Source organism: Pseudomonas sp. PA-7-1E, from assembly GCF_021605325.1.
GTDB lineage: Bacteria > Pseudomonadota > Gammaproteobacteria > Pseudomonadales > Pseudomonadaceae > Aquipseudomonas > Aquipseudomonas fluorescens_BV.
The window spans coordinates 1-26,203 of record NZ_WKFA01000073.1; the positions used below are offsets into that span (position 1 = coordinate 1).

The following is a 26,203-nucleotide window of genomic DNA, read 5'->3' on the forward strand; positions in this document are numbered from 1 at the left end:
GGGTTGGGCATGGGCTGGGTTTCGCTGTTCGATCCCCAGGCCCTGGCCGAGCTGCTGGGCTTGCCGCCCGGCGCAAAACCCCTGGCAGTGTTGTGCCTGGGCCCGGTGGCAGAGTTTTACCCGGCACCGATGTTGCAACTCGAGGGCTGGGCCGAGCCGCGACCGCTCAGTGACATGCTGTATGAAAACAAGTGGGGAGTGAGTCAATGAGTGTGGCCTTGCTGTGTGTCGCTGCGGTGGCGCTGGATGCGCTGCTGGGTGAGCCCAGGCGCTGGCATCCGCTGGTGGCGTTCGGCAATTTCGCCGGGCGTATCGAACAACGTTTCAATACTGGCGGGCGTGGCTGGCGCAGCCATGGTGTGACTGCGTGGTTTATCGCGGTGGTGCCGCTGACCCTGTTGGCCACGGCGTTGTCGTGGGCGCCTTATATCGGCTGGCTGCTGGAGATCCTGGCGCTGTACTGCGCCTTGGGCATGCGCAGCCTGGGTGAGCACGTGATGCCGGTGGCCCAGGCCCTGCGCAGTGACGACCTGGACGAAGCGCGTAAACGTGTGAGTTATCTGGTCAGCCGCCAGACCAGCGAACTGGACCACACGGAAGTCGCGCGTGCGGCCACCGAATCGGTGCTGGAGAACGGCAGCGATGCGGTATTCGCCGCGTTGTTCTGGTTTGTGGTGGCCGGTGTGCCGGGCGTGGTGCTCTATCGTCTGAGCAACACCCTGGACGCCATGTGGGGCTATCGCAATGAGCGCTTTGAGCGCTTCGGCTGGGCAGCCGCCAGGATCGATGATGTGCTCAACTATATTCCTGCGCGCTTGGTGGCTTTAACCTACGCGCTATTGGGTAAAACCCGCCTGGCGCTCAAATGCTGGCGCACCCAGGGCCCGACCTGGGACAGCCCCAACGCCGGCCCGGTGATGGCGGCAGGGGCCGGAGCCTTGGGTGTGGAACTCGGCGGCGCGGCGATTTATCACGGCGAGGTGCATCAGCGCCCGCTATTGGGCGAAGGCCCGCCGGCCGACGCCGATTCCATTGATCGCGGCTGGCAACTGGTGCAGCGCGGCGTATGGCTGTGGCTGCTGGTCCTGTGCGTGGGGGCGCAAATCTATGCTTGAACATGGTGGTCGGCTGCGTAAGGCCGCGATTGAGTACGGCATTGCCGAAGCGGATTGGCTTGACCTGTCCAGCGGCCTGGCGCCCTGGCCGTGGCCGATCCCCGAGATTCCCTTGCGTGCCTGGGCGCGCTTGCCGGAAACCGATGACGGCTTGGAGAAGGCTGCCAGCGATTATTACGGTGCCGGCCCGTTGCTGCCGGTGCCGGGTTCCCAGGCAGCGATTCAACTGCTGCCGCGCCTGCGTCGGTCCGGTAAGGTCGGCGTGCTTTCGCCCTGTTACGCCGAGCACGCCGAAGCCTGGCGCCGTGCCGGTTATGTGGTGCGTGAAGTGCAGGAGCAGGAAGTCGACTTCTTTCTCGACAGCCTCGACGTGCTGGTCGTGGTCAACCCCAACAACCCCACCGGCTTGAGCCTGAGCCCGCAACGCCTGCTGGACTGGCATGCGCGGCTGGCCCAGCGCGGTGGCTGGCTGGTGGTGGACGAGGCATTCATTGACGTGACCCCGGACTTGAGCCTGGCCAGCCATGCCGATCAGGTCGGCTTGATCGTGCTGCGCTCATTCGGCAAGTTCTTCGGCCTGGCCGGCGTGCGCCTGGGCTTTGTGCTGGCCGAGCGCAAGTTGCTCAAGCTGTTGGCCGAACAGGTCGGGCCCTGGGCTGTCAGTGGTCCGACGCGGGTGCTGGGCCAAGTGTGCCTGCGCGACACCGACGGGCATGCGCGCCAGCGCAGTCGTTGCATCGCAGCCGGCCAGCGTCTGTTCGAGTTGCTTGAGCGCCGCGGCCTTCAACCTCACGGCGGCTGCGCATTGTTCCAGTGGTTGATAACCCCCCACGCTGAACGGCTGTACGAGTTCATGGCCCAACGCGGCATCCTGCTGCGCCTGTTTGTGCACAACAGCAGCGTGCGCTTGGGCCTGCCCGGCACCGACGCCGACTGGCTGCGCCTTGACGAAGCCCTGGCCGCCTATAAGGACGCCACATGATCACGTTGATGGTGCAGGGCACCACCTCCGACGCCGGTAAAAGCACCCTGGTGACTGCGCTATGTCGCTGGCTGGTACGCCAGGGCGTCGCGGTGGCGCCGTTCAAGCCGCAGAACATGGCGCTCAACAGCGCGGTGACCGCCGAAGGCGGCGAGATCGGCCGTGCCCAGGCGGTGCAGGCCCAGGCTGCCAACCTGGCACCCCACACCGACATGAACCCGGTGTTGCTCAAGCCCAACAGCGACACCGGCTCCCAAGTGATCATCCATGGCCGTGCTGTCACCAGCATGAATGCCGTGGCCTACCACGACTACAAAGCCATTGCGATGCAAGCGGTGCTGGCCTCCCACACCCGTTTGAGCCAGGCCTACCCGGTGGTGATGGTCGAAGGCGCGGGCTCACCGGCCGAGATCAACCTGCGCGCCAATGACATCGCCAACATGGGCTTCGCCGAAGCGGTGGACTGCCCGGTGCTGTTGATCGCGGACATCAACCGCGGCGGCGTGTTCGCCCATCTGGTCGGCACCCTGGAGCTGCTGTCGCCCAGTGAGCAGGCGCGGGTCAAGGGCTTCATCATCAACCGTTTTCGCGGCGATATCGCGTTGCTGCAACCAGGCCTGGACTGGCTCGAAGCGCGCACCGGCAAACCGGTAATAGGCGTGCTGCCCTACGTGATGGACCTGCACCTGGAGGCGGAAGACGGCATCGACCAGCGCCAGATCGACAAGGCCGCCCAGGTGCTCAAGGTGGTGGTGCCGGTGCTGCCGCGCATCAGCAACCATACCGACTTCGACCCGCTGCGCTTGCACCCCCAGGTGGACTTGCAGTTCGTCGGGCCGGGCCAGGCGATACCTGCCGCTGACCTGATCATCTTGCCGGGCTCGAAAAGCGTGCGCAGTGACCTGGCCTATCTGCGTGCCAACGGCTGGGACACCGCCGTGGCGCGGCATCTGCGTTATGGCGGCAAGGTACTGGGGATCTGCGGCGGCTTGCAGATGCTCGGCGAGCAGGTCCATGACCCGCTGGGTCTGGAAGGGCTCGCGGGCTCCAGTGCCGGCCTTGGGTTGCTGGCGTTCAGCACCACCCTGGAACAAGAGAAACAACTGCGCAATGTGCGTGGGCGTCTGGTATTGGAAGATGCCGACGTCAGCGGTTATGAAATCCATGCGGGGGTGACCTGCGGCGCTGCCTTGGCAAGCGCTGCGGTCCTGCTGGACGATGGCCGCAGCGATGGCGCGCAGAGCCCTGATGGGCAAATTCTAGGCACCTACCTGCACGGCCTATTCGAGACCCCGGCTGCGTGCAGCGCGTTGCTGCGTTGGGCCGGGTTGCAGGATGTGCAAGAGGTGGATTATCACGGCTTGCGCGAGCGCGATATCGAGCGGTTGGCGGACTTGGTGGAGCACCACTTGGACACCGATTTGTTGCGCAAGCTATGTGGGATCTGACGGTGTTCACACGACCCAGTTGTGGGAGCTGGCTTGCCGGCGATAGCGGTGGATCGGTGTACATATCCATTGCTGCGGCAACGACCACTTATGGTTCCGCTCTTACAGCGGGTCACTTTTGGAAGGACCCAAAAGTAACCAAAAGGTCCTCGCCCCACCACTCGGCACCTCGCCTAGGCTCGGTGTGCCCTCTCTCCGGCTTGAATCCGTGGGCCGCCGCAATGGGCCATCCCTGGCCCAGTGCGGCTAACCCGGCGTCCTGCCGGGTTACCCACGGATTCAAGCCTGCGTTCGGCCAGCGTGGTTTAACGGGGCGCCTGAGATCAAAATCAAAAGCCTGCGCAAAAGCCGATCAGGTTTCCTGTGGGAGCTGGCTTGCCTGCGATAGCGCTCTGGCGACCGCCTCGTGTCCACCTGGCACGCCACAACTTAACTGTGGGAGCGGGCTTGCTCGCGAATGCGGTGGGTCAGCCATAGGTGCATTCACTGATGCACCCTAATTGGCGAGCAAACCCGCTCCCACATTGTTTGTCAGAGGCCTTTGCATGTATCAATTGATCCTCGGCGGCGCCCGTTCGGGCAAGAGCCGCCTGGCCGAAAAGCTTGCCGCAGAGAGCGGGCTTGCCGTCATTTATATCGCCACCAGCCAGCCGCTCGACGGTGAGATGAACGAGCGTGTCACTTTGCACCGCCAGCGTCGTCCCGACCATTGGGGCCTGGTTGAAGAGCCCATCGACCTAGCGCGTGTGCTACAGGAAAACGCCGCCACTGATCGCTGCCTGCTGGTGGATTGCCTGACCTTATGGCTCACCAATCTTCTGATGCTCGAAGACCCGGCGCGCCTTGCGTGCGAGCGTGATCAACTGTTGCAAACCCTGGCGTCGCTGCCGGGGGAAATCATTTTTGTCAGCAACGAGACCGGTCTGGGTGTCGTGCCGCTGGGCGAATTGACTCGCCGTTATGTGGATGAAGCCGGTTGGCTGCATCAAGCCTTGGCCGAGCAATGTCAGCGCGTTGTGCTGACGGTTGCCGGCCTGCCCCTGACTTTGAAAGGTACTGCGTTATGACCGATTCCTGGTGGCTCAACCCCTGCAAGGCGGTGAATGCCACAGCCCACGAACAGGCGCTGGCGCGTCAGCAGCAGTTGACCAAGCCCGCTGGCTCCCTCGGTCAGTTGGAGGCGCTGGCGGTGCAGTTGGCGGGTTTGCAGGGCCAGGTCAAACCGTCGGTGGATCACCTGTGGATCGCGATTTTTGCCGGCGATCACGGCGTGGTCGCTGAAGGCGTGTCGGCATTTCCCCAGGCGGTGACCGGGCAGATGCTGCAAAACTTTGTCACCGGTGGTGCGGCAATCAGTGTGTTGGCGCGGCAACTGCAAGCGCAATTGGAAGTGGTTGACCTTGGGACGGTCACGCCGTCCCTGGATTTGCCCGGCGTTCGTCACCTGAATATCGGTGCGGGCACGGCCAATTTCGTGCATGGCCCGGCGATGACCCAGTCTCAGGGGCAACTGGCCCTGCAAGCCGGGCGAGACAGCGCACACCGCGCCCTGGCAGGCGGCGCGCAGCTGTTTATCGGCGGCGAGATGGGCATCGGTAACACCACTGCCGCCAGTGCCTTGGCCTGCGCATTGCTGGATTGCCAGGTCACTGACCTCACAGGCCCTGGCACCGGTTTGAATGCCGCAGGGGTCAGCCACAAGGTCGCGGTCATCGAGCGCGCCCTGGGGTTGCACGCCGGTCAGCGCAGCGATGCGTTGCAAACCCTGTTCAATCTCGGCGGTTTTGAAATTGCTGCCTTGGTTGGCGCCTACCTGGCCTGCGCCCAGGAAGGCATCGTGGTGCTGGTGGATGGGTTCATCTGCAGCGTGGCCGCGCTGGTGGCGGTGCGCTTGAACCCGGCATGCCGCGAATGGCTGGTGTTCGGCCATCGGGGTGCCGAGCCGGGTCATCGCCATGTGCTGCACAGCCTCGATGCGCAACCGTTGCTGGAACTGGGCCTGCGGCTGGGCGAAGGCAGCGGCGCGGCGTTGGCGGTGCCCTTGTTGCGTCTGGCATGCGCGCTGCACGGGCAGATGGCGACCTTCGCCGAAGCCGCCGTGGCGGATCGCCCCGCATGACCTTGCGCCTGGACCTGCTGCGCCACGGCGAAACCGAGCTGGGCGGCGGCCTGCGTGGCAGCCTGGACGATGCGCTGACCGCCAACGGCTGGCAGCAGATGCGCGACGCAGTGGTGGGGCAAGAGCCCTGGGATCGGCTGATCAGCTCGCCGCTGCAACGCTGCGCTCTGTTCGCCCGGGAGCTGGGGACGCAACTTGATTTGCCGGTGAGTCTGGAGCCTGACTTGCAGGAGCTTCACTTCGGCGCCTGGGAAGGGCAGAGTGCGGCCGCGTTGATGGATACCGATGCCGAAGGGCTGGGCTTGTTCTGGGCCAACCCCTATGGCTTCACGCCGCCGGAGGGTGAGCCTGTCATCCAGTTTTCCGAGCGCGTGCTTGGCGCTGTCGCCCGGCTGCATCAGGCGTACGCGGGCCAGCGGGTGCTGTTGGTCAGTCATGGCGGTGTGATGCGCCTGCTGCTGGCTCAGGCGCGAGGGTTGCCCCGTGAGCAACTGCTGAATGTTGAAGTGGGTCACGGTGCCTTGTTCGGCCTGCAGGTTGAAGCCGATGGTGTGTTGAAGGAAGGACTCTGACGATGCTGCCGTTCTGGATCGCCCTGCAATTTCTCAGCAGCCTGCCCATTCGCTTGCCGGGCATGCCGCAACCTCAAGAACTGGGCCGTTCGTTGTTGTTTTATCCGCTGGTTGGGTTGCTGTTCGGCGTGCTGTTATGGGGCCTCAACCAGGTGTTGCAGGGCGCCCCGTTGCTGTTGCACGCCGCGTTGCTGCTCACAGCCTGGGTGTTGCTCAGCGGTGGCCTGCACCTGGACGGCCTGGCCGACAGCGCCGATGCTTGGCTGGGTGGTTTTGGCGACCGCGAGCGCACCCTCAGCATCATGAAAGACCCGCGCAGCGGCCCGATTGCGGTGGTCACCCTGGGCTTGGTGCTGCTACTCAAGTTCAGCGCGCTGGTGGCATTGATCGAACAACACAATGGCGCCGCGTTGATCCTGGCGCCCCTGATCGGACGCGCTTCGATGCTGGCGCTGTTTCTCAGCACGCGCTATGTGCGGGCGGGCGGATTGGGTCAGGCACTGTCAGACCATCTGCCGCGAATTGTCGGCCAACAGGTGCTGATCCTCAGCGGGTTGGCCTGCATTCTGATCGGCGGTTTCAGCGGCGGCATCGCGGTGTTGCTGGCGGCACTGTGTTTCGTGTGGCTGCGCCAGTTGATGGTCAAGCGTCTGGGCGGTACCACCGGCGACACTGCTGGCGCACTGCTGGAGCTGCTTGAAGCCGCGGTGCTGGTCGGGCTGGCGTTGTAACGCTTTCTTGCAATTGATTAACTCCGGGTATATACACGCTCTATGCTTGCCTCCCAATGTTTATGCACCAACCTGCGACGCGCTGCCCGTGGCGTCAGCAGGCACTACGACGGCGCTCTCGACGGCTTCGGGATCAACGTTGCCCAGTATTCTCTGTTGTGCAACCTGCAGCGTCTCGACCAGCCGAGCATTTCCAGCCTGGCGGACGCCATGGGCCTGGATCGCAGCACCCTGGGGCGCAACCTGCGCGTCCTGGAAGGTGAGGGGCTGGTGCAGTTGGTGGAGGGTGACGATTTGCGCAACCGCCTGGTGGTGTTGACTGCCACAGGGCAAGAGCGGCTGACTGCCGCGTTACCGGCTTGGGAAGCGGCGCAACAGAAATTGATTGATAAGCTCGGCGCCGAAAAGCGCGAAATGTTGTTGGCCTTGCTGGATGAACTCGCCTGAATGGCGGTTTGTTCGACTACAAGCGGGTATATACCCGCGAACGGAGAATAAGAAATGACCTCGATGTGGCGCACCAGTGGTTGGGTCCTTTTAGGGAGTGCGCTGATCCTGGCGTTGTCCTTGGGCGTACGGCATGGCTTTGGCCTGTTCCTGGCGCCGATGAGCAGCGAATTCGGTTGGGGGCGTGAAACCTTTGCCTTTGCCATCGCCTTGCAGAATCTGATCTGGGGCTTGGCGCAGCCATTTACCGGGGCCTTGGCCGACCGTTTCGGCGCGACCAAGGCGGTGTTTGTCGGCGGGGTGTTGTACGCCGTCGGCCTGGTGCTCATGGGCATGTCCGACTCCGCGTGGTCATTGTCGTTGAGCGCAGGTTTGCTGATTGGCATTGGCCTGTCCGGCACTTCGTTCTCGGTGATTCTCGGCGTGGTTGGCCGCGCCGTTGCGCCGGAAAAACGCAGCATGGCCATGGGCATTGCCAGCGCCGCCGGCTCGTTCGGCCAGTTCGCCATGGTGCCCGGCACCCTCGGCTTGATTGGTTGGCTGGGCTGGTCGGCCGCCTTGCTGGCGCTGGGCTTGATGGTGGCGTTGATCCTGCCGCTGGTCGCCATGCTCAAGGACCGGCCGCTGGCGGTCACGGTGGGCCAGCAAACCCTGGGCGAAGCGCTGAAAGAGGCCTGCTCCCACTCCGGCTTCTGGCTGCTGTCCTTCGGCTTTTTTGTGTGCGGTTTCCAAGTAGTGTTTATCGGTGTGCACTTGCCGGCGTACCTGGTCGACCAGCACCTGCCGGCCACGGTGGGCACCACGGTGCTGGCCTTGATTGGCCTGTTCAACGTATTTGGCACCTACACGGCGGGTTGGCTCGGTGGCCGCATGTCCAAGCCACGTCTGCTCACCGGCTTGTATCTGTTGCGGGCGGTAGTGATTGTGTTGTTCCTGTGGGCGCCGGTCACCGAAGTCACGGCGTATCTGTTTGGCATGGCGATGGGCTTTTTGTGGTTGTCCACGGTGCCGCTGACCAATGGCACCGTCGCGACCCTGTTTGGGGTGCGCAACCTCTCGATGCTCGGCGGGATTGTGTTCCTGTTCCACCAGCTTGGCTCGTTCCTCGGCGGATGGCTGGGCGGGGTGGTCTATGATCGAACCGGCAGCTACGATTTGATCTGGCAGGTGGCAATTTTACTCAGCCTGCTCGCCGCCGCGCTGAATTGGCCGGTGCGTGAGCGGCCGGTGGCGCGCATTCAGGCGCAGATGGAGGCGGCATGAGCATGACAGCGCGTCTTATGCTGTTGGCTGTGGGGCTGGGGTTGTTGCTGCTGGCCTGGTGGGGTTGGCAACGGGGCGGCCTGGCGTTGATGCAACTGGGCATGGCGATCTGCTAAGTTGTGGGTCTGAACTGACTTAAGGACTTTTGACATGCAGATGCGCTGGCTCGCTGTACCCGTCCTGATGGCTATTGGTAGCGTGGCGATGGCCGCCAGTTGCCCACCGTTGCTGGAGGGCCAGTTGCCCAAGCTGCGGGCCAAGGAATCCATCGATCTGTGCCAGCAATTCGCTGGCAAACCCTTGGTGATCGTCAACACGGCGAGCTTCTGCGGCTTTGCCCCGCAATTCAAGGGCCTGGAAGCGTTGTATCAGCGCTACAAGGGCGAAGGTCTGGAAGTGATCGGCGTGCCGTCCGATGACTTCAAACAGGAAGCCAAGACCGGGGAAGAAACCGCCAAGGTCTGCTACGTGAACTATGGCGTGACCTTCACCATGACCGAGCCGCAGAAGGTCAAGGGGCCGGATGCGGTGCACCTGTTCAAGGTGCTTGCACAGCAGGCCGACGCCGCGCCCAAGTGGAACTTCTACAAGTATGTAGTGGATCGCCAGGGCAATCTGGTTGCCAGTTTTTCCAGCCTGACCAAGCCGGACAGTCCGGAGCTGATCAAGGCGGTGGAACAGGCATTGGCTTCCAAACCCTGACCGCCAGCCAAACAAAAGCCCCGCCTCCTTCACAGGAGAGCGGGGCTTTTTTATACGACTGCGGTTAGAACTTGTAGGTCATGCCCAAGCCGAAACCGTTGGCGCTGTTTTCATACTTGGCGTTGTAGCTGGCCAATTGGTTGGAGCGCGAGATCTTGACGTCCTCTTCCTTCAGGTAGGAGTAGGCCAGGTCGATGGTCATGTTATCCATGACCTGGTAGCCCAGGCCCAGGCTGAAGATAGTACGGTCGCCGGTCGGGATGCGCGGTGAGCGATCCGTGTTGTTGGTAGGCGACTGGTCGAATGTCAGGCCGGTACGCAGTACCACTTGCTTGGTGAGCTGGTACGAAGTACCCACGGCGTAGGCCCAGGTGTCGTGCCAGTTCTGGTCTTCCTTGATTGTGCTGACCAGGCCTGGGGCAAGCGCGCCGCCATTAGCGCCGCTGACGCCTTCGTTCTTGACGGTGATGTCTTTCAGGCGGCTCCAGCGTGTCCAGGTTGCACCGGCATAGAGTTTCCACGCGTCGGTCAGGTCTTGAGTGACGGACAGGTCGTAGGACTCAGGTGTGTCGATTTTCAGCGAGGCGTCATAGCGGTTGCTGCGCAGGAACGGCGAGGTCGCGGTCGGTGCGGTGACTTCGGTGTGGCCGTCCAGCTTGTAGCTGACCTTGGAGTGGTAGGTCAGGCCGACACGGGTGGTATCGGTGGCTTGGACCAGTACGCCGATGTTGAAGCCCAGCGCGGTGTCGTCACCCTTGATCTTGATATTGGTGTCTGGCGCGCGAGGGTTCAGCGTCAGGTCCGATTCCAGGGTGCCGGCAATGCGGTTGATGGTCGGGCCAAAACCCACGGAAACGCGGTCGTTGAAGGCGTAGCTGACGGTCGGTTGCAAGGTGATGACTTTCACTTCGCTCTTGCTGCCAAAGCCACGGCCCTGGAAGCCGCTTTCGTAGTCGGTTACCAGGCCGAACGGCGCATAGACGCCGAAGCCGACAGCCCACTGGTCGTTGAGCTTATTGGTGTAGAAACCGAAAGGCACGGCAGTGAAAGGCACCATATCGCCTTTGTTGCTGCCAGCGGAGCGGCCGCTGACATTGCTGATATCGGTGGAGGCATCAATGGCTGCAACGCCACCGGTGATCTGTTGGCCTTCCAGGCGTGCCATACCGGCAGGGTTACCGAACACAGTGCTCGCATCATCGGCAGAAGAAGAGCGACCTGCGAAACCGGTACCCATCCCGCTGACGCTCTGTTCGTTGAGGGCAAAGCCGCTGGCGAACAATTGGGAGGATGCCATGGCAACGGCGAGGCTAAGTGTGGTCTTGAGCATTACTTTTTTCATTATTAGAACTCCGTGTGATCACCGCTGCGGAAAGTATCAATAAATTTCACATCGCGCTATAGGCTGTAATGCAGGAGATAGAGCGGTTTTGTAGGACAATCCGACCAAAATTGCCGTTTTTTGCCGAATCTTGCAATTTGCCCGGTCAGCAAGCTGCCTGTTTCAGGGGGCTTACACAGGTTTGCCACGCTTGGGTGAAATCTCGCAGGCGGCCTTGTGGATGGAATATTTCTTTCCAGATACGCGCCATGGCCAGCACATCGCCGGGTGCGGGAAGGGCAGGGCGTTGTTGTTCCACCAGTAACCAGGCGATGGCCGTGGCGTAGCGCAGGTTCACGGTCAACTCCAACTGAGGCGCGCTGAGGAACGCATGTTGGCTGGCCAGCCCGCGCACCAGGCTGGCGCGTTCCGGGTCAAGGGCCAGGTAGTCATCCCAGAGGGCGCGGTGACGTGGTTCGGTGATGCTGTAGAGGCCATGGCCGCGCCGGTCATGCAGCGCCGAGCCCAGTTCTGACTGGCTGGCGGCAATGCCCAGCAGCAGGGATTCGGCTGTCGAGCTGTGACGGCCGAGGTACATCAGCGTCGGCCGGATCACATAGCGACACAATTCACTGGCGGCAATACCCATACGAGCCTCAGTCCTTGCAAAGAGTGGACGAGCCTGAGAAGGGGAGCTTGGCAGCAATGAATCGGATCTCAGGCCCGTCGTAAGCGGATCATGCCGCTTGACTTGAAGTGTAGTGTCATATTCCTGATGTAAAGGACTGTTTTTAAAACATCTTCTGCAACCGGTTATAACGTTTATATCGATTTGTACTTAGCGCCACGGACTCAAGGCCAAATTCCAGGCAATAAAAAACCCTGTTGTTCAAACAGGGTTTTTGAGGTTTCAGCGACGCGGGTCGATCAGGCGGTCAGTGCCTGACGGGTACGATCGATCACGGCCTGCAGCGGTTCTGCGCTGGAGTATTGATCGGGGTACAGGCGTTCGCTGTGACGAGCGATGCCGTGTTCGTTGACCAGGGTGAAGCTGAAGCAGCCTTTGCGAGCAGCCATGATCAGGCAGTTCATTGGGGCAAAAGCGTTGGTGAGGGCGCGAATGGCATCCTGAGTGTGGATTTGAGCGTTCATATTATTGGTGTTCCTACAAATGACACGGATAAGAACCGTGCAACGTTAAAACGTTCCAGTAACGCTGATCACCATTGATCAAACGAAGAACCCGACTGGAACAAAGCAGCCAGTTTGAAGCGCTATGGAATTAGGCGCGCTTGGGCTGGCAGGTAGGTACTTAGGAGGGCAGGCAACACAACAGGGGCAAAGGTTCTGGGCCCGGGGTGAAGATCCTGATCAATTTGCAGGTTGGTTCGGTCAGAGTATTGGAACTTCGCGACACCCTTTGCTTGTTCAAAGGCAGTGTCGTCGCAAGGAATACCTGGAAACCATCGAGGTGGCCGATCCCATGTGGTTCAGGGGACGTATTCGACCAGAATTGACTTTCAGCTTGGTACTAACGCCGCGGATAGTAACGGATTGAAACAGGGAAGGGAAGGCCGATTGCAAAAAAACTTCGATCAGCCGCCGAGCAACTCGCGATAGACCAGTACGGTCATGGACGCGGCCAGGGCGCACCCCAGCCCATAGGCGGCGAGCGTCAATCGCAAGGACTGGCCGGTCTCGATCATGTGGATCACTTCGCGCATGTCATTGATCTTTCCGTCACTGAGTTCGATGCACAGGACCACGGCGGTAAAGGCTGCTGACAGCAAGATAGCAATGGCGAACAGTGCGCCGTCCGGAGAGGGGAGCGCGGCATTGATTCCCAGGGAGGTCGCGCAGATGGCCAGTAGCAGCCCGGCGAATAACAGAATTCCTTTCATCGGCCCTACTGGTTTGCATTGTCGGTGGCGCAGTGTGGCGAGCCGAGGCGGATTTGAAAAGCCCTCGGGTTTGCCCGGTCAGTAACATGTTTAACCGGTGTTGAATCAAAAAACGCCGCCGATATAACCAGTCGATCGGGACTTGTGCACATTTGTGGCCAAGGGTGTAACCCTGCTGTCACTGGTGTGCAAGTGCGCCCATTTGCCTGTAATCAAAATTTAAGTCAATGAAAAATCTCGCTTTTTTTTATTGGTGAAAAAATCGTCAGTTTGACTGCGGCCCCCGTTCCATGGGGCTTTGCGCCTGTTCTAGGGGGGTTGTCCACTGAGTTATCCACAGCTTCTGTGGATTGTCCCGAGCGCTTGCTCTAGGACGGGCGTGCACGGTTTTTTCAGCTTTACCTGTACGAAAAAAAGAGTAGAGTGGCGCGCCTTCCGTTCTGCCCCACAGTGCTTTATGAAGTTTCGCTCAGTATCACCTTCTGTTACCGACACGCCCCAAACTGTTACCGCACCCAAGCGTTTTTCCTTGAAGGTCGCATTGTGGCTGCTCGACAGCCCGCGCCTGGGGCAGAGCACCAATATCAAGCATCTCGCCGGACGCTTGCTCAAGCAGCCCGCCCGCGAAGGCGTGGTGGCCGCTCAGAGCCGTCTTGGCCAACTGATGTGCCGCGAGTGCGGAAATGCCCGTGACCGGCGCATCGGCCACGATTTGTTGCGTTCGGCTGCTCGCGCCGGCGACCGTCGCGCCCAGCGCGAACTGGGCCAGGTCGAAGACTGAGCTGTCCTCCGGCCTTAGGCTTGGTTAACCTTGATCTTTTTCGGTGATGGCAGAAATGGCTATGGTGTTTGACTGGACCAGTATCGCCTTGGGTCTTGTGGGTGCAGCCGTGCCGCTACTGGCGCTGTGCTGGCAACTCCAGCGGCGTCTGACCGCACGCACCACCGGTTGGGAGCTGCTGGAAGAACGCCTGGCAACCGCGCAACTGGCCCAGGAAGGGCTCGCCGCGCAACTGGACGCCAGTCGCGATGAGATCAGTGACCTCAGCCAGGCCAATGCCGCCAAACAAGCCGACCTGGCGGCGCTGCGCCGTGAAGTCGAGTTGTTGCAGATCGACCGCGATAACGCCCGCGATGCCGCGCACGCCTGGAACCTCGACCGCAGCGCCAAGGAAACCGAACTGCGTCGCCTTGACGCCTTGGCCGCTGCCCTGAGCGCCGAATTGCGCGAGCAGCAAGAGAGTCATCAGCAACGACTCACCGACCTGCAAGGCTCACGGGACGAGCTGCGTGCGCAATTTGCCGAGCTGGCCGGCAAGATCTTCGACGAGCGTGAGCAACGCTTCGCCGAAACCAGTCAGGAGCGGCTGGGCCAACTTCTGGACCCGCTCAAGGAACGTATCCAGTCCTTCGAGAAGCGTGTCGAAGAAAGCTATCAGAACGAAGCCCGTGAGCGCTTTTCCCTCGCCAAAGAGCTTGAGCGCCTGCAGCAATTGAACCTGCGTCTGTCGGACGAAGCCACCAACCTGACTCGCGCCCTCAAGGGCCAGAAAACCCAGGGCAACTGGGGTGAGCTGATTCTTGAACGGGTGCTGGAGCACGCGGGCCTGGAGAAGGGCCGTGAGTACCAGACCCAGGTCAGCCTCAAAGGCCCGGATGGCGAGCGTTTCCAGCCCGACGTGCTGATCATGTTGCCGGGCGACAAGCAGGTGGTGGTCGACTCCAAGGTCAGCTTGACCGCCTATCAACAGTACGTTGCGGCGGATGACGAGGTGATTGGCCAGGCCGCCTTGAAGCAACACGTGCTGTCCTTGCGTAATCACGTCAAAGGCTTGGCCGGCAAGGACTACAAGCGCCTGGAGGGTTTGCACAGCCTGGATTTCGTCCTGCTGTTCGTACCGATCGAGGCTGCCTTTTCTGCGGCATTGCAGGCCGAGCCCAACCTGTTCCAGGAAGCCTTCGACCGCCATATCGTAATCGTCAGCCCCACGACCTTGCTCGCCACCCTGCGCGTGATCGACAGCCTGTGGAAGCAGGAGCGCCAGAGCCAGAACGCACGGGAAATTGCCGAGCGTGCCGGTTGGCTGTATGACAAGTTCGTGCTGTTTATCCAGGACCTGGACGAAGTGGGCAACCGGCTACAACAGTTGGACAAGGCCTACAGCGCGGCGCGCAACAAGCTGACGGATGGGCGTGGGAACCTGGTCAGCCGTACCGAGCAACTCAGGTTGCTCGGTGCCCGCGCCAGCAAGAGCTTGCCGGCGGATCTGCTGGAGCGGGCGATGACCGATTCGGATGGCGTGGCGCATCTCCCGGAATAAATACGGGGCTAAATTGTAGGAACGGGCTTGCTCGCGAAAGCATAGTGTCAGTCAACACATCTAAAACTGACACACCGCTTTCGCGAGCAAGCCCGCTCCCACAAATAGATCGAATACAACCCCGTTACAGGGGCAAATGTCTGCTCAATAGCGCCCGCAACGCCGCCGGCTTCACCGGCTTGGCCAAGTAATCCAACCCCGCCCCATGCACCTCGGCCACCATCTCCGGTCGCCCATCGGCACTGATCACTACGCCGGGAATCGGCTCGGCCAGTTGCGCACGCAGCCAGCCCATCAACTCGGTACCGGTTTCGCCGTGGTCCAGGTGGTAATCCACCAACGCCAGTTGCGGGCGGATGCCCTCGGCCAGCAATGCCGCGCATTCGGCCTGATTGGCGGCCGTCCAGACTTCACAGCCCCAGCGCGTGAGCAGGCTGCGCATGCCGATCAGGATGCTGTCTTCGTTATCCACACACAGCACGCGTGCGCCACTCAAGGGCAGGCCGGTTTCTGCGGGCGCCTTGGGTTGCACGCTGGTCTGGTTACGGGCCAGCGGCACGCACACGCTGAAGACGCTGCCTTTGCCCGGCCAGGAGCGCACGCTCAGGCGATGGCCCAGCACGCGGCACAGGCCGTCGGCAATCGCCAGGCCCAGCCCCAGGCCCTTTTCGGCACGGGTCTGGTGACTGTCCAGGCGCTTGAATTCTTCGAAGATCACCTTTTGTTTATCGGGCGCAATACCAGGCCCGCGATCCCAGACCTCCAGGCAGAGTTCGCCCTTGCGACGACGTACGCCCAGCAGCACCGGGCCGTCGGCATAACGGAATGCATTGGTCAGAAAGTTCTGCAAAATCCGCCGCAGCAGCTTGATGTCGCTGTCCACTCGCAAACGGCTGCCGCGCCAGCGGAAGCGCAAGTGTTGCTCCTGGGCCAGCGCCTTGAATTCTGCTCCCAGGGTGTCGAACAGCTCGTTGAGAACAAAGGGCTGGCGTTGTGGGTTGATCTTGCCGTTTTCCAGGCGCGAAATGTCCAGCAAATCGCTGATCAGGTCTTCGGCCGAGCGCAGTGAGCTATCCAGATGCTGCACCAACTGCCGTGCCTCGCCGGACAGGCCATCGGTCTGGTGCGAGAGGGCGGCGGAAAACAACCGCGCAGCGTTCAGCGGTTGCATCAGGTCATGGCTCACGGCCGCCAGGAACCGCGTCTTCGACTGGCTGGCGGATTCGGCCACGCCCTTGGCGTCGGTGAGGGCCACGTTCAGTTGCGACAGTTCATGGGTGCGCTCGGTCACCCGCTGCTCCAGGCCCTCGTTGGCCTCGGTCAGCGCTTGTTCGGCTTCGCGGAACGCGGTGATGTCGGTGAAGCTCATGACAAACCCGCCGCCGGGCATCGGGTTGCCGATCAACTCGATCACCCGGCCGTTGGGGAACAGGCGCTCGGAGGTGTGCGCACGCCCCTGGCGCATCCAGTGCAGGCGACGCGCCACGTGCACCTGCGCTTCACCAGGGCCACACAGGCCGCGCTCGGCGTTGTATCGAATGATGTCTGCAATCGGCCGGCCGACGCTGATCAAGCCGTCCGGGTAGTTGAACAGTTCCAGGTAGCGCCGGTTCCAGGCCACTAGCTTGAGCGACTGGTCCACCACGCTGATGCCCTGGGTGATGTTCTCAATGGCACCTTGCAACAGAGCGCGGTTGAACTGCAGCACTTCCGAGGCTTCGTCTGCGATACGGACCACGTCCTCCAGCTGCATTTCCCGCCCTTCAATTGCCGCTTTCACCACCGCCCGCGTCGAGGAGGCCCCGAGTACGCCGGCCAGCAAGCGTTCGGTGTGGGCGATCCAATCGTTATCGGCATTCTGGTTGGGGTTGAAGCCTTTGCCCTGGCGATAGGCGAAGCGAATAAAACTCTGCTGGGCCCGTTCTTCCCCGACGAAGCGTGCCGCCAGGCTGAGCAGGTCGCTGATCTGCACCGACAGCATGGAGCGCGCACTCGCACGCTGGCTGATTTCCTGGCCGATAAAACGGCCTGCCTGCCAGTGCTCGGAAACCCGTGTGCGCGACAGCATCGACACCCACACGAAGAGGGTGAAGTTACCTGCCAGGGAGAACACGGTGCCCAGGGTCAGCGAGGTGACCGACAGCCCGAACGGGTGGGAATGCATCCAGGTCAGGCCGGGGAAAAGGCTGAGCGACCAGCCCAGACTTTTCGCGGTCACTGGCAAGACCAGCGTGTAGAACCACAGGAAAGTACCGGCGGCCAAACCGGCAAACACGCCACGCCGGTTGGCCTGCTTCCAATAGAGGGCGCCGAGCATCGCCGGGGCCAGTTGGGTCACAGCGGCAAAAGCGATCTGGCCGATGGTCGCCAGGCTGGCGGTGGAGCCCAGCAAGCGGTAGCTCACGTACGCCAGCAGCAGGATGATCACAATGCTCACCCGGCGAACCGACAGCATCCAGTGACGGAAGACTTCGAATGGCCGCTCGGCGCTGGATCGGCGCAACAGCCAGGGCAGCAGCATGTCGTTGGAAACCATGGTCGACAAGGCGATGCTCGCTACGATGACCATGCCAGTGGCCGCCGATGCACCGCCAATGAATGCCAGCACGGCGAGGGCAGGATGGGCCTCGGCCATTGGCAGGCTGATCACATAGGAGTCCGGCAGCACCGAGCTGGGCAACAGCATCTTGCCGCCCAGGGCGATGGGCACCACAAACAGTGCCGCGAGGATCAAATAAGCCGGGAACACCCACTTGGCCAGGCGCAAATCCTGGGGGTCGATGTTCTCCACCACCGTCACATGAAATTGTCGCGGCAGGCAGATGATCGCCATCATGGCGACGCCGGTCTGTACCACCATCGAAGGCCAGTTGATGGTCTCTTTCCAGTATTCCTCAAGGCGCGGGGCGAGCATGGCCTGGCTGAACAGATCGCCGAAACCGTCGTACAAGCCGTAGGTGACAAACGCACCGACGGCGAGAAAAGCGAACAGCTTGACCAGCGACTCAAAGGCAATCGCCAGCACCATGCCGCGGTGGTGTTCGGTGGCGTCGAGGTTGCGTGTACCGAACACGATGGTAAACAGCGCCAATACCAGCGACACAATCAAGGCCGTGTCCTGGGCGCGGGTGCCGGTGGTGTCGGGGCCGGCGCCGATCAGCAGGTTCACGCCCAGCACGATGCCTTTGAGCTGCAGCGCGATATAGGGCAGCACGCCGACCAGGCAGATCAACGCCACCACCACCGCCAGGGACTGGGATTTGCCGTAGCGGGCGGCGATAAAGTCGGCGATTGAGGTGATGTTTTCCTGCTTGCTGATCAGGATCATCTTTTGCAGCACCCAGGGTGCCAGCACCAGCAACAGCACAGGTCCCAGGTAGATCGGCAAGAATGCCCACAGCTGTTCGGCCGCTTGGCCTACGGCGCCGAAGAAGGTCCAACTGGTGCAGTACACCGCCAGCGACAGGCTATACACCCAGGCACGCACGCACGGCGGCAGCGGCGCATGGCGGCGGTCACCGTAAAAGGCGATGGCAAACATAGTGGCCATATAGGCCAGGGCAACGGCGGCGATCAGCCCGCTGGACAGCGTCATGGTAACTCCGAGCATAAGAACACCCGGGCATTCCAGGCCCGGTTGGACAGTCTCGCATGATGCCTGGTGTTAGTCAGTGTCGACCAAGGTCGTGTGGGATCGAATGTCGCAGGCGGCGCTCAGCGTGGCGGCAGGGTTTTCTGGCGCAGGATGTAGATCGTCACCAGCACCGCACTGGTCAGCATAAAGCCCCGTGCCCATGGCAGTGGTACCAGGTAGCAGGAAATCGAGATGCTCAGCCACATCAAGCCGATGGCGTAGACCTTGCCTTTGAGCGGGATGCCATTGCCGTCCAGGTAATCGCGCACCCAGGGCCCCAGGCGCGGGTGTTCCACCAGCCAGTGGTAGAAGCGCGGGGAGCTGCGAGCGAAGCAGGCGGCGGCGAGTAGCAGGAAGGGTGTGGTCGGCAGTACCGGCAGGAAAATACCGATGACTCCCAGCGCTACGCTTAGCCAGCCGATGGCCAGCAGCGCATAGCGCAGGAGCAGTGGACGGTTGCCCATGGGTTCCACGGGCAAGCGACTCAGTGGTGACGTGGCTTGAGGATCGCCGGTTTTTCGTCAGGCGCGTTGCACAGCAGGTACAGCGCGGTCAGGGCTTCCGGGATCTGCACGATCATGTCGTCCATCAGGTTGGCGTCGGCGGCGATGTCGGAGAACTCTGCCTCCTCTTCGAACAGGCCCGAACCGACCATGATCGGCAGCAGCATTTCGCTGACTTCCTCTTCGGCGGTTTCGAACCAGGCGGCTTCGCGCAGAAATACGCCTTCCATGAAACCGATGCACCAGCCGCGCAGGTCGGAGTCATCCGGATCGTCGCCCAGGTCCAGCTCGCACGGCAGCTCGAACTCTTCGTCGGAGGCCAGTTGGCGCGCGATGTGGGCCTTGAGGGCGATCAGGGTGGATTCGATTTCTTCGCGATGGGCGGCGTCGCTGTAATGAGGCTCTTCAGCGAACAGCGCGTCGATCCATTCACGGTCCGGGACGGGGTCGGAGCAGATCGACAGGGCGGTCAGGTAGCCGTGGGCGGCCACGTAGTCCAGCGCCTCGTCATGCAGCTCATCGGCGTCGAGGAAGGCTTGCAGGCGGGTTAGTTGCTCAGCGAAGGACATTGAAGGGCTACCTTGGGAATAAACGATGCTGAATTCTAGGCTTTCTTGAGCGCCCAGGCCAGCCGCACGGCATATTTGCCCGGTTTTAGCCTGGTGCGTCTATTCGTCAGTCGCGCCCTTTGGTGGATAACGCTCGGGTATACTGCCGCGTTTTGTGATGCCCCTGCAGGCCCAGCGCCAATCCGGGAAAACTTCGCTTACGGATTATTTTTCGTGAGCGCGGATATTTTCGGCCAGCCTGTATTGAGGGATTTCGGCACCATTTTGGAGTTTTACATGCTCGAGCAGGCTCAACGCGTCCTCAAGGACATCTTCGGCTACGACAGTTTTCGTGGCCGCCAGGGTGCGATCATTGAGCGCGTGGCCAGTGGCGGCGATGCCCTGGTGCTGATGCCTACCGGTGGCGGCAAGTCGCTGTGCTTCCAGGTGCCGGCGCTGTTGCGCAATGGCCTGGCCGTGGTGGTGTCGCCGCTGATCGCGTTGATGGACGACCAGGTCGCCACCCTTGAAGAACTCGGTGTCGCCGCCGCGTCGTTGAACTCCACCCTCAGCGCCGAGCAGCAGCGCGACCTGGCTGCACGCATCAAGCGGGGCGAGGTGAAAATGCTTTACCTTGCGCCGGAGCGCCTGGTGCAGCCACGCATGCTGGCCTTTTTGCAGAGCCTTGAGATCGCTCTGTTCGCCATCGACGAAGCCCACTGTGTGTCGCAATGGGGCCACGATTTCCGCCGCGAATACCTGCAGCTTGGCCAATTGGCAGAACTGTTTCCCGATGTGCCGCGTATCGCCCTGACCGCCACCGCCGACAAGCGCACCCGCGAAGAGATCGTCGAGCGCCTGCATTTGCAGAACGCCGAGCGCTTCCTGTCGAGTTTTGACCGGCCCAATATTTTCTACCGCATCGTGCCCAAGGAGCAGCCGCGCAAGCAGTTGCTGGCGTTCCTGTCCGAGCGGCGCAGTGACGCGGGCATCGTGTATTGCCTGTCGCGCAAGAAAGTCGACGAGGTCGCGGCGTTCCTCTGTGAACAAGGCTACCCGGCGCTGCCTTACCATGCCGGCCTGCCCAATGAAACGCGATCAGGGCACCAGAAACGCTTCCTGAACGAGGAAGGCCTGATCATGGTGGCGACCATTGCCTTTGGCATGGGCATCGACAAATCCAACGTGCGTTTCGTGGCGCACATGGATCTGCCCAAGTCCCTTGAGGCCTATTACCAGGAAACCGGGCGTGCCGGCCGCGATGGCCTGCCGGCGGATGCCTGGATGGTCTACGGCCTGCAAGACGTGGTGATGCTCAAGCAGATGCTGCAGAACTCCGAGGGCGACGAGCGCCACAAGCGCCTGGAGCAGCACAAGCTCGATGCCATGCTTTCGTTGTGCGAAGAGACCCGCTGCCGCCGCCAGACCCTGCTGGCGTATTTTGACGAAGACATGCCTGAGCCCTGCGGCCACTGCGATAACTGCATCGACGGCGTGCAAACCTGGGACGCCACCGAACCGGCGCGCCAGGCGTTGTCGACGATCTATCGCACCGGCCAGCGTTATGGCGTGGGCCATCTGGTGGATGTTCTGCTGGGCAAGGACAACGAAAAAATCCGCAGCTTCGGCCACGAAAAACTCTCGGTGTACGGTGTCGGTAAAGCTCGCGCCGAAGGTGAGTGGCGTTCGCTGTTTCGCCAGATGGTTGCCCGTGGGCTTGTCGACATCGATATCGAAGGCTACGGCGGGCTGCGGCTGAATGACAGTTGCCGGCCGTTGCTCAAGGGCGAAGTGAGCCTGGAACTGCGCCGTGACCTCAAGCCGCAGACCACCGCCAAAAGCAGCAGCACCAGCCAGGCCAGCCAACTGGTGCGGGGTGAAGAGCGCGAACAATGGGAAGCCTTGCGCACCCTGCGGCGCAAACTGGCGCAGGAGCACAGCGTGCCACCCTACGTTATCTTCCCCGACTCCACCCTGCTGGAGATGCTCCGCGAGCAGCCCACCACCATGGCCGAGATGGCCCGGGTCAGCGGTGTGGGCGCGCGTAAACTGGAGCGCTACGGCCAGGCCTTCCTGGAAGTGCTCGGCGGTCAGGCCGAAGCGCCGAAGGAAATCGCCGATATTCGCCACGAACTGATCAGCCTGGCCCGTGCCGGCATGACCCCGATCCAGATCGCAGGCCAACTGCAATGCTCGGAAAAAAACGTGTACACCTTGCTTGCCGAAGCCATCGGCAAGCAGCAATTGTCCCTGGAGCAGGCCCTTGATTTACCTGAGGATTTGCTCGGTGAAATCCAGGACGCCTTTCTCGATGGAGAAGGCGAATTGCCAGCTGTCACCGAAATTGCGCCGTTGTTTACCGGGCGTGTTCCGGAAGGCGTTTTGTACTGCGTGCGTGCCGCTTTGCAGTCTGAATTCGAAATTTAGTGTGCCAATTACGACAATGTAACGAATCAGTACATAGCGGGCCTTGCCTATGGGCAGGGCTCATGCTTAGCTGACTAATAATTAGCCATACTTTATTTTCAGTCTTAAACACGAGTTTTTTATGCCGTTAACCGATCAACACCGTTTTGGCATGCAGTTGGCGCAAATGTCGCGAGGTTGGCGCGCCGAACTGGACCGCCGCCTGGCGGGGCTGGGCTTGTCCCAGGCGCGCTGGTTGGTGCTGCTGCACCTGGCCCGTTTTGTCGAAGCACCCACCCAGCGTGAATTGGCCCAAAGTGTCGGCGTGGAAGGGCCTACCCTGGCTCGTCTGCTCGACAGCCTCGAAGGCCAGGGCCTGGTGCAACGCCAAGCCGTGGTAGAAGACCGTCGTGCCAAACGTATCCTGCTGTGCGACACCGCCCAACCGTTGATCGACCAGATCGAAACCATTGCCACGGCGTTGCGCCATGAATTGTTCGTGGGCGTGAATGAAGAAGACCTGCGGGTGTGCATGCGGGTGCATGAGCACATCCTGGCGAACCTGGAAAAGTCCTGATCTGCAAAATGTAGGAGCGAGCTTGCTCGCGAAAAACGCCAACGATAACGCGGGCTTCCTGAATAAACGCGGCGTCTGTGGGTTTTTCGCGAGCAAGCTCGTTCCTACAAAAGTCCTTGGCAATCCTTTCCTAGAACGTCTGGCCCAGGTTCAAGTACACCGCCTTCTGATTATCATCATTGAACCCATAGCTGAAATTCAGCGGCCCCAGTGGTGTATCAAACCCCAGGAAAATACTCGCGGCGTTGATATAGCCGCTGTCGAACTCGTTATCGTTGTTCCACGCCCGGCCCCGTTCCAGGGATGCACCCAGGTACAACGGGAAGTCCAGCGGCAGGTAAGAACGGGGGGTGAGCCTGCGGAAGTACACCGCGCGCATGAGGCTGATGTTCTGTCCCGAAATCGCATCCTGGCGGAAGCCCGACAATTGCCGTGCGCCCCCCAGCAGGAAGCTGGAAATCACCACATCCGAATTATCCAGTGTGCGACCGTAACGACCGCCCAGTATCAAGGTGTCCGGCCCGTGGCTCATGGCCTTGTCCAGCTTGAATTCCCACTGGCGGTAGCGCTGGTCGGAGCCCAGGCCGGGTTCGAACTCGCGAAAGGCCAGGCCGATGTCTTCGCCGCTGTGGGGGAAGTACACGTTGTCCAGGGAGTCGAAGGAATATTTGAGTTCATAGAAGCCTTCGCTGAAGCTCACGCTCGGCAGGTCGCGGTCGCCAATGCGCACGTCCGCCTTGCCCCAGGCTTCGCCCACGCCAAAGCGGATCTCGCCGCTGTTGCCGATCTGCCGGCCCACATTCAAACCAAAGCCATAGCGTTCCAGGCGGTATTCGGAGATGGGGTCGTTGTCCAGGATCAGCTCGACATTCTGTGCCTCGGCCCTGATATAGGGGGCCACAAAGTAGCGTGAGCCGGTGTCCATGGGCTGGTAGAACTCGCTGTAGAGCTCCTGCCGATCACCAATCTGCACCCGTGTGAGCCATTCCGCGCCGAGGCGGTTGATGCCGTTCACACGGTAACTGGCGCCGAGGTTGAAGGCGCTATCACCGCGCATGTCATCCGAGAGGTTCAAGCCCAGTCGCAGGTAGTCGGTGCCGCTGCGCTTGCCGCGTGCGCTGATCACTAGGGTGTTGTCCTGGCCCTTTTTCACTACGCGGTATTGCACCTGCTCGAAGTAATCCAGGCCGTACAGAGTGCCCATGTCCGATTGCAGGCGGCCCAGATTCAAAGGTTCTCCCAGGCCCTGGCGAATGTAGTAGCGGATAACGTCATCGCTGACCTTGGAGTCGTTCTCCACCTGGATCGCGGTGATCACCGGGGTGCGTTCGCCCGGCGTGCGCGCGGCTATCAGGTCGGCGTCGATGGGTTCGGCAGGGCGCAGGTGTGCCAGGCGTACGTCGAGGGCACGGGTGGCGCGGTAGCCAGCGTCGATCATGTCCTTGGCGCGGCCAAAGTCGGTGACGCCATAAGCGGCCAGCGGTGGTTGGATCAACACATCCTTGGGGTTCAGGGCCTTGAGCTGCTCTTCGGAGTTGCGCCGGGTCATCAGGGTGATGGACTGGTTGAGCACATCCACCACGGTTGCCAATTGCTTGCGCGAGCGTAGCGGGGTGCCGATGTCGACCACGATGGCGATATCGACGCCCATCTCCCGCGCCACATCCAACGGAATGTTGTCGGTCATGCCGCCATCTACCAGCAGGCGGCCATCCAGCTCCACCGGGGCGAACACCGCGGGGATCGACATGCTGGCGCGTATCACCTGGGGCAGGTGGCCTTTGCTGAACACCACTTTTTCGCCGGTGGTGATGTCGGTGGCCACGGCGCGGAATGGGATCGGCAGCTTGTCGAAATTACGTGTGTTGCTGCTGTGGGCGAACATGCTTTCCAACAGCAGTGCCAGGTTCTGGCCCTGGATCACGCCCAGCGGCAGGCCGAGGCTGCCATCGTCGCGGAAACTGAGTTTTTGTTTGACCAGGAAATCCCGGTCATCCTGTTTGCGCCGAAACGGTACGTCTTCACGTGGTGGCGCGTCGGACAGGGCCTGCTGCCAGTCGATACCCAGCGCCAACTTCTCCAGCTCGTCGATCTTGTAGCCTGACGCGTACAACCCGCCAATCACCGCGCCCATGCTGGTGCCGGCAATCGCATCGATATGAATACCTTGCTCTTCAAGCGCCTTGAGCACACCGATATGCGCCAGGCCACGGGCAGCCCCGCCGGACAGCACCAGGCCGATTTTCGGGCGGGGGGCTTCTACCGCGTCGGCAAGTAGGGGGACAAGGCACAGGAACAGGCAAGACAGCAGGCGGCGCATCATCAATCTCGTGGCTGGGCGACAAAGGCCGCTATTATAGCCACCCGATTCGCTGAGCCTGTTACGCCAGGAGCCGCTTAATGATGTCTGCATGCAAACCCGAGATCGTTATCAGCTATTGCACCCAGTGCCAGTGGTTGCTGCGCGCCGCGTGGCTGGCCCAGGAGCTACTCAGCACCTTTGCCGATGACTTGGGGCGCGTGGCACTGGAACCGGCCACCGGCGGGGCCTTTCGCATTACCTGCGATGGCGTGCAGATTTGGGAGCGCAAGGCCGATGGCGGTTTTCCCGAGGCCAAGGTGCTCAAGCAGCGAGTGCGCGACCAGATCGACCCGCAGCGCGACCTCGGGCATAACGACCGTACCGTCTGAAGTCAGGCCGGCGCCGGTTGCTTGGCCTGGCTGGCGCTGCCCATCAGGCCGGAGAGCACGATGGCGACGATGATCAAGGCGCCGCCCAGCAGCATGCGCAGGGTCGGGGTTTCGGCAAACAGCAGCCAGGCCACGGTGATGCCGTAGACGGGCTCCATGGCAAACACCACCGAAGCGGTGCGCGCCTTGATTACGGCGAGGCTGGCGACAAACAGGCTATGGGCCAGGCCGGTACAAAACACCCCCAGCAGCCCGATCCACAGCCAATCTATCCCTCGCACATCCGCCAACCCCGGCGCGGCCACGGGCAGCAGGCACGCGGCGACCACGACGTTCTGGCACAGCGCGGCCTGTACCGCTGGAATGCGCCCGGAACTGGCGCGATTGTTCAGCGACAACAACGAGAACAACAGGCCCGAGGCGATGCCCCACAGCAGGCCGCCCGTGGCTTCGCTGGCGAGATTGAAATCCGGGGTGACAAGCACCAGGCCAACGGTGACCAGCACCACCAGCAGCACTTCATTGGCCCGAATACGCTCGCGGAAAATCAGCCCCTCAAGGATCACCGTAAAAGCCGGAAAGGCGGTGAACCCCAAGGTCGCCACGGCCACGCCGGCGACTTTGACGGCGATAAAGAACGTCACCCAATGGGCAGCCAACAACGCGCCGCTGACCAGCAGCCGGCGCCAGTCACGCATCTCCAGTTTTTTCCAGGGAGCGTTGCTGGCAAAGCGCGCAAAGACCGCCAGCGCCAGCACGGCAAACGCCGCCCGGCCAAATACGATGATGGCGGGGGAGGCCGCCGCCAGCTTGCCGAACACGCCGGTGAGGCCAAACATCAATGCGCCGATATGCAGGGCGCCGAGGGCTGAGCGGGGAGTCATTGCGATCCTTGATCCAACAGGGGGTGACAGCCTCGCAG

24 protein-coding genes and 1 pseudogene are annotated in these 26,203 nt (G+C 61.6%); 16 read left to right on the top strand and 9 right to left on the bottom strand.

The window, feature by feature from the left end:
* From GIW79_RS26740 to GIW79_RS26790, 11 genes and pseudogenes are all read left to right on the top strand, one after another.
* Positions 1–210: pseudogene (locus GIW79_RS26740) on the top strand (5,6-dimethylbenzimidazole synthase); the annotation flags it as partial.
* Positions 207–1,115, top strand: a complete 909-nt coding sequence (gene cbiB, locus GIW79_RS26745) for an adenosylcobinamide-phosphate synthase CbiB (protein ID WP_236454959.1) — start codon at positions 207–209, stop codon at positions 1,113–1,115. The pseudogene GIW79_RS26740 and the gene cbiB, both read left to right, overlap by 4 nt.
* Positions 1,108–2,097 carry a threonine-phosphate decarboxylase CobD gene (cobD, locus tag GIW79_RS26750; RefSeq protein WP_034128330.1) on the top strand — a complete coding sequence of 330 codons (990 nt, stop codon included), beginning with the start codon at positions 1,108–1,110 and terminating at the stop codon, positions 2,095–2,097. The genes cbiB and cobD overlap by 8 nt, the downstream gene beginning before the upstream one ends.
* A complete protein-coding gene (locus GIW79_RS26755; RefSeq protein WP_236454961.1) occupies positions 2,094–3,545 on the top strand; it encodes a cobyric acid synthase in 1,452 nt (483 codons plus the stop codon). The genes cobD and GIW79_RS26755 overlap by 4 nt, the downstream gene beginning before the upstream one ends.
* A gap of 545 nt (positions 3,546–4,090) precedes the next feature.
* A complete protein-coding gene (cobU, locus tag GIW79_RS26760) occupies positions 4,091–4,612 on the top strand; it encodes a bifunctional adenosylcobinamide kinase/adenosylcobinamide-phosphate guanylyltransferase (protein WP_034128332.1) in 522 nt (173 codons plus the stop codon).
* Positions 4,609–5,664, top strand: coding sequence for a nicotinate-nucleotide--dimethylbenzimidazole phosphoribosyltransferase (cobT, locus tag GIW79_RS26765; protein WP_236454963.1), 1,056 nt, complete (start codon positions 4,609–4,611; stop codon positions 5,662–5,664). The genes cobU and cobT overlap by 4 nt, the downstream gene beginning before the upstream one ends.
* Complete coding sequence (cobC, locus tag GIW79_RS26770; protein ID WP_236454965.1) at positions 5,661–6,236, top strand: alpha-ribazole phosphatase family protein; 576 nt, start codon at positions 5,661–5,663, stop codon at positions 6,234–6,236. The genes cobT and cobC overlap by 4 nt, the downstream gene beginning before the upstream one ends.
* Positions 6,237–6,238: 2 nt before the next feature.
* Positions 6,239–6,967, top strand: coding sequence for an adenosylcobinamide-GDP ribazoletransferase (locus GIW79_RS26775; protein ID WP_054899029.1), 729 nt, complete (start codon positions 6,239–6,241; stop codon positions 6,965–6,967).
* A gap of 42 nt (positions 6,968–7,009) precedes the next feature.
* Complete coding sequence (locus tag GIW79_RS26780) at positions 7,010–7,414, top strand: MarR family winged helix-turn-helix transcriptional regulator (RefSeq protein ID WP_034128336.1); 405 nt, start codon at positions 7,010–7,012, stop codon at positions 7,412–7,414.
* 54 nt (positions 7,415–7,468) lie between these two features.
* Positions 7,469–8,677, top strand: a complete 1,209-nt coding sequence (locus tag GIW79_RS26785; RefSeq protein WP_014719382.1) for an MFS transporter — start codon at positions 7,469–7,471, stop codon at positions 8,675–8,677.
* Positions 8,678–8,827: 150 nt separating this feature from the next.
* Complete coding sequence (locus tag GIW79_RS26790; protein ID WP_034128338.1) at positions 8,828–9,379, top strand: glutathione peroxidase; 552 nt, start codon at positions 8,828–8,830, stop codon at positions 9,377–9,379.
* A gap of 64 nt (positions 9,380–9,443) precedes the next feature.
* Here GIW79_RS26790 and GIW79_RS26795 read toward each other — a convergent pair whose 3' ends face one another.
* The 4 genes from GIW79_RS26795 to GIW79_RS26810 all read right to left on the bottom strand — a co-directional run bounded on the left by GIW79_RS26795 (position 9,444) and on the right by GIW79_RS26810 (position 12,601).
* Positions 9,444–10,721 carry an OmpP1/FadL family transporter gene (locus GIW79_RS26795; protein ID WP_236454966.1) on the bottom strand — a complete coding sequence of 426 codons (1,278 nt, stop codon included), beginning with the start codon at positions 10,719–10,721 and terminating at the stop codon, positions 9,444–9,446.
* Positions 10,722–10,866: 145 nt separating this feature from the next.
* The gene (locus GIW79_RS26800; RefSeq protein WP_034128339.1) at positions 10,867–11,349 is read right to left on the bottom strand and encodes a hypothetical protein; all 483 of its coding nucleotides are present in this window, start codon (positions 11,347–11,349) and stop codon (positions 10,867–10,869) included.
* A 278-nt stretch (positions 11,350–11,627) separates the two neighbouring features.
* Positions 11,628–11,852 (bottom strand): hypothetical protein, encoded by a 225-nt coding sequence (locus tag GIW79_RS26805; protein ID WP_034128340.1) that lies wholly within the window; start codon positions 11,850–11,852, stop codon positions 11,628–11,630.
* Positions 11,853–12,295: 443 nt separating this feature from the next.
* On the bottom strand, positions 12,296–12,601 hold the full coding sequence (locus tag GIW79_RS26810; protein WP_034128341.1) for a hypothetical protein: 306 nt from the start codon (positions 12,599–12,601) through the stop codon (positions 12,296–12,298).
* 457 nt (positions 12,602–13,058) lie between these two features.
* Here GIW79_RS26810 and GIW79_RS26815 point away from each other — a divergent pair, with 457 nt between their 5' ends.
* Positions 13,059–13,382 carry a hypothetical protein gene (locus tag GIW79_RS26815; RefSeq protein WP_034128342.1) on the top strand — a complete coding sequence of 108 codons (324 nt, stop codon included), beginning with the start codon at positions 13,059–13,061 and terminating at the stop codon, positions 13,380–13,382.
* Positions 13,383–13,557: 175 nt separating this feature from the next.
* Entirely contained in the window at positions 13,558–14,922 is a 1,365-nt protein-coding gene (gene rmuC, locus GIW79_RS26820) for a DNA recombination protein RmuC (protein WP_169918249.1), read from the top strand.
* A gap of 124 nt (positions 14,923–15,046) precedes the next feature.
* Here the strand turns inward: rmuC and GIW79_RS26825 are convergent, their stop codons facing one another.
* The 3 genes from GIW79_RS26825 to GIW79_RS26835 all read right to left on the bottom strand — a co-directional run bounded on the left by GIW79_RS26825 (position 15,047) and on the right by GIW79_RS26835 (position 19,628).
* Complete coding sequence (locus GIW79_RS26825) at positions 15,047–18,517, bottom strand: hybrid sensor histidine kinase/response regulator (protein WP_236454969.1); 3,471 nt, start codon at positions 18,515–18,517, stop codon at positions 15,047–15,049.
* 119 nt (positions 18,518–18,636) lie between these two features.
* The gene (locus GIW79_RS26830) at positions 18,637–19,020 is read right to left on the bottom strand and encodes a YbaN family protein (protein WP_019818414.1); all 384 of its coding nucleotides are present in this window, start codon (positions 19,018–19,020) and stop codon (positions 18,637–18,639) included.
* A gap of 20 nt (positions 19,021–19,040) precedes the next feature.
* The gene (locus GIW79_RS26835; protein ID WP_034128344.1) at positions 19,041–19,628 is read right to left on the bottom strand and encodes a UPF0149 family protein; all 588 of its coding nucleotides are present in this window, start codon (positions 19,626–19,628) and stop codon (positions 19,041–19,043) included.
* Between the two features lie 276 nt (positions 19,629–19,904).
* Between GIW79_RS26835 and recQ the strand changes: the two genes are divergently transcribed.
* Complete coding sequence (recQ, locus tag GIW79_RS26840) at positions 19,905–22,034, top strand: DNA helicase RecQ (protein ID WP_236282015.1); 2,130 nt, start codon at positions 19,905–19,907, stop codon at positions 22,032–22,034.
* Between the two features lie 121 nt (positions 22,035–22,155).
* Entirely contained in the window at positions 22,156–22,590 is a 435-nt protein-coding gene (locus tag GIW79_RS26845; protein WP_003193007.1) for a MarR family transcriptional regulator, read from the top strand.
* A gap of 130 nt (positions 22,591–22,720) precedes the next feature.
* Here GIW79_RS26845 and GIW79_RS26850 read toward each other — a convergent pair whose 3' ends face one another.
* Positions 22,721–24,910: a patatin-like phospholipase family protein gene (locus GIW79_RS26850; RefSeq protein ID WP_096143469.1), complete on the bottom strand. Its 2,190-nt coding sequence runs from the start codon at positions 24,908–24,910 to the stop codon at positions 22,721–22,723.
* Positions 24,911–24,993: 83 nt separating this feature from the next.
* Between GIW79_RS26850 and GIW79_RS26855 the strand changes: the two genes are divergently transcribed.
* On the top strand, positions 24,994–25,281 hold the full coding sequence (locus GIW79_RS26855) for a SelT/SelW/SelH family protein (protein ID WP_236282011.1): 288 nt from the start codon (positions 24,994–24,996) through the stop codon (positions 25,279–25,281).
* A gap of 2 nt (positions 25,282–25,283) precedes the next feature.
* On the opposite strand, the gene GIW79_RS26860 is transcribed toward GIW79_RS26855, so the two are convergent.
* Positions 25,284–26,165, bottom strand: coding sequence for a DMT family transporter (locus tag GIW79_RS26860; protein ID WP_236454971.1), 882 nt, complete (start codon positions 26,163–26,165; stop codon positions 25,284–25,286).
* Between the last annotated feature and the right edge of the window lie 38 nt (positions 26,166–26,203).

Bases quoted from the DNA above. Each gene is read 5' to 3' on its own strand.
- recQ (WP_236282015.1), top strand. From the start codon at position 19,905: ATGCTCGAGCAGGCTCAACGCGTCCTCAAGGACATCTTCGGCTACGAC.
- GIW79_RS26795 (WP_236454966.1), bottom strand. From the start codon at position 10,721: ATGAAAAAAGTAATGCTCAAGACCACACTTAGCCTCGCCGTTGCCATG.
- GIW79_RS26780 (WP_034128336.1), top strand. From the start codon at position 7,010: ATGCTTGCCTCCCAATGTTTATGCACCAACCTGCGACGCGCTGCCCGT.
- GIW79_RS26785 (WP_014719382.1), top strand. From the start codon at position 7,469: ATGACCTCGATGTGGCGCACCAGTGGTTGGGTCCTTTTAGGGAGTGCG.
- cobC (WP_236454965.1), top strand. From the start codon at position 5,661: ATGACCTTGCGCCTGGACCTGCTGCGCCACGGCGAAACCGAGCTGGGC.
- GIW79_RS26855 (WP_236282011.1), top strand. From the start codon at position 24,994: ATGTCTGCATGCAAACCCGAGATCGTTATCAGCTATTGCACCCAGTGC.
- GIW79_RS26810 (WP_034128341.1), bottom strand. From the start codon at position 12,601: ATGAAAGGAATTCTGTTATTCGCCGGGCTGCTACTGGCCATCTGCGCG.
- cbiB (WP_236454959.1), top strand. From the start codon at position 207: ATGAGTGTGGCCTTGCTGTGTGTCGCTGCGGTGGCGCTGGATGCGCTG.
- GIW79_RS26860 (WP_236454971.1), bottom strand. From the start codon at position 26,165: ATGACTCCCCGCTCAGCCCTCGGCGCCCTGCATATCGGCGCATTGATG.
- GIW79_RS26835 (WP_034128344.1), bottom strand. From the start codon at position 19,628: ATGTCCTTCGCTGAGCAACTAACCCGCCTGCAAGCCTTCCTCGACGCC.
- GIW79_RS26845 (WP_003193007.1), top strand. From the start codon at position 22,156: ATGCCGTTAACCGATCAACACCGTTTTGGCATGCAGTTGGCGCAAATG.
- GIW79_RS26825 (WP_236454969.1), bottom strand. From the start codon at position 18,517: ATGACGCTGTCCAGCGGGCTGATCGCCGCCGTTGCCCTGGCCTATATG.
- GIW79_RS26755 (WP_236454961.1), top strand. From the start codon at position 2,094: ATGATCACGTTGATGGTGCAGGGCACCACCTCCGACGCCGGTAAAAGC.
- GIW79_RS26830 (WP_019818414.1), bottom strand. From the start codon at position 19,020: ATGGGCAACCGTCCACTGCTCCTGCGCTATGCGCTGCTGGCCATCGGC.
- GIW79_RS26790 (WP_034128338.1), top strand. From the start codon at position 8,828: ATGCAGATGCGCTGGCTCGCTGTACCCGTCCTGATGGCTATTGGTAGC.
- cobT (WP_236454963.1), top strand. From the start codon at position 4,609: ATGACCGATTCCTGGTGGCTCAACCCCTGCAAGGCGGTGAATGCCACA.
- GIW79_RS26800 (WP_034128339.1), bottom strand. From the start codon at position 11,349: ATGGGTATTGCCGCCAGTGAATTGTGTCGCTATGTGATCCGGCCGACG.
- cobD (WP_034128330.1), top strand. From the start codon at position 1,108: ATGCTTGAACATGGTGGTCGGCTGCGTAAGGCCGCGATTGAGTACGGC.
- cobU (WP_034128332.1), top strand. From the start codon at position 4,091: ATGTATCAATTGATCCTCGGCGGCGCCCGTTCGGGCAAGAGCCGCCTG.
- GIW79_RS26805 (WP_034128340.1), bottom strand. From the start codon at position 11,852: ATGAACGCTCAAATCCACACTCAGGATGCCATTCGCGCCCTCACCAAC.
- GIW79_RS26850 (WP_096143469.1), bottom strand. From the start codon at position 24,910: ATGCGCCGCCTGCTGTCTTGCCTGTTCCTGTGCCTTGTCCCCCTACTT.
- GIW79_RS26775 (WP_054899029.1), top strand. From the start codon at position 6,239: ATGCTGCCGTTCTGGATCGCCCTGCAATTTCTCAGCAGCCTGCCCATT.
- GIW79_RS26815 (WP_034128342.1), top strand. From the start codon at position 13,059: ATGAAGTTTCGCTCAGTATCACCTTCTGTTACCGACACGCCCCAAACT.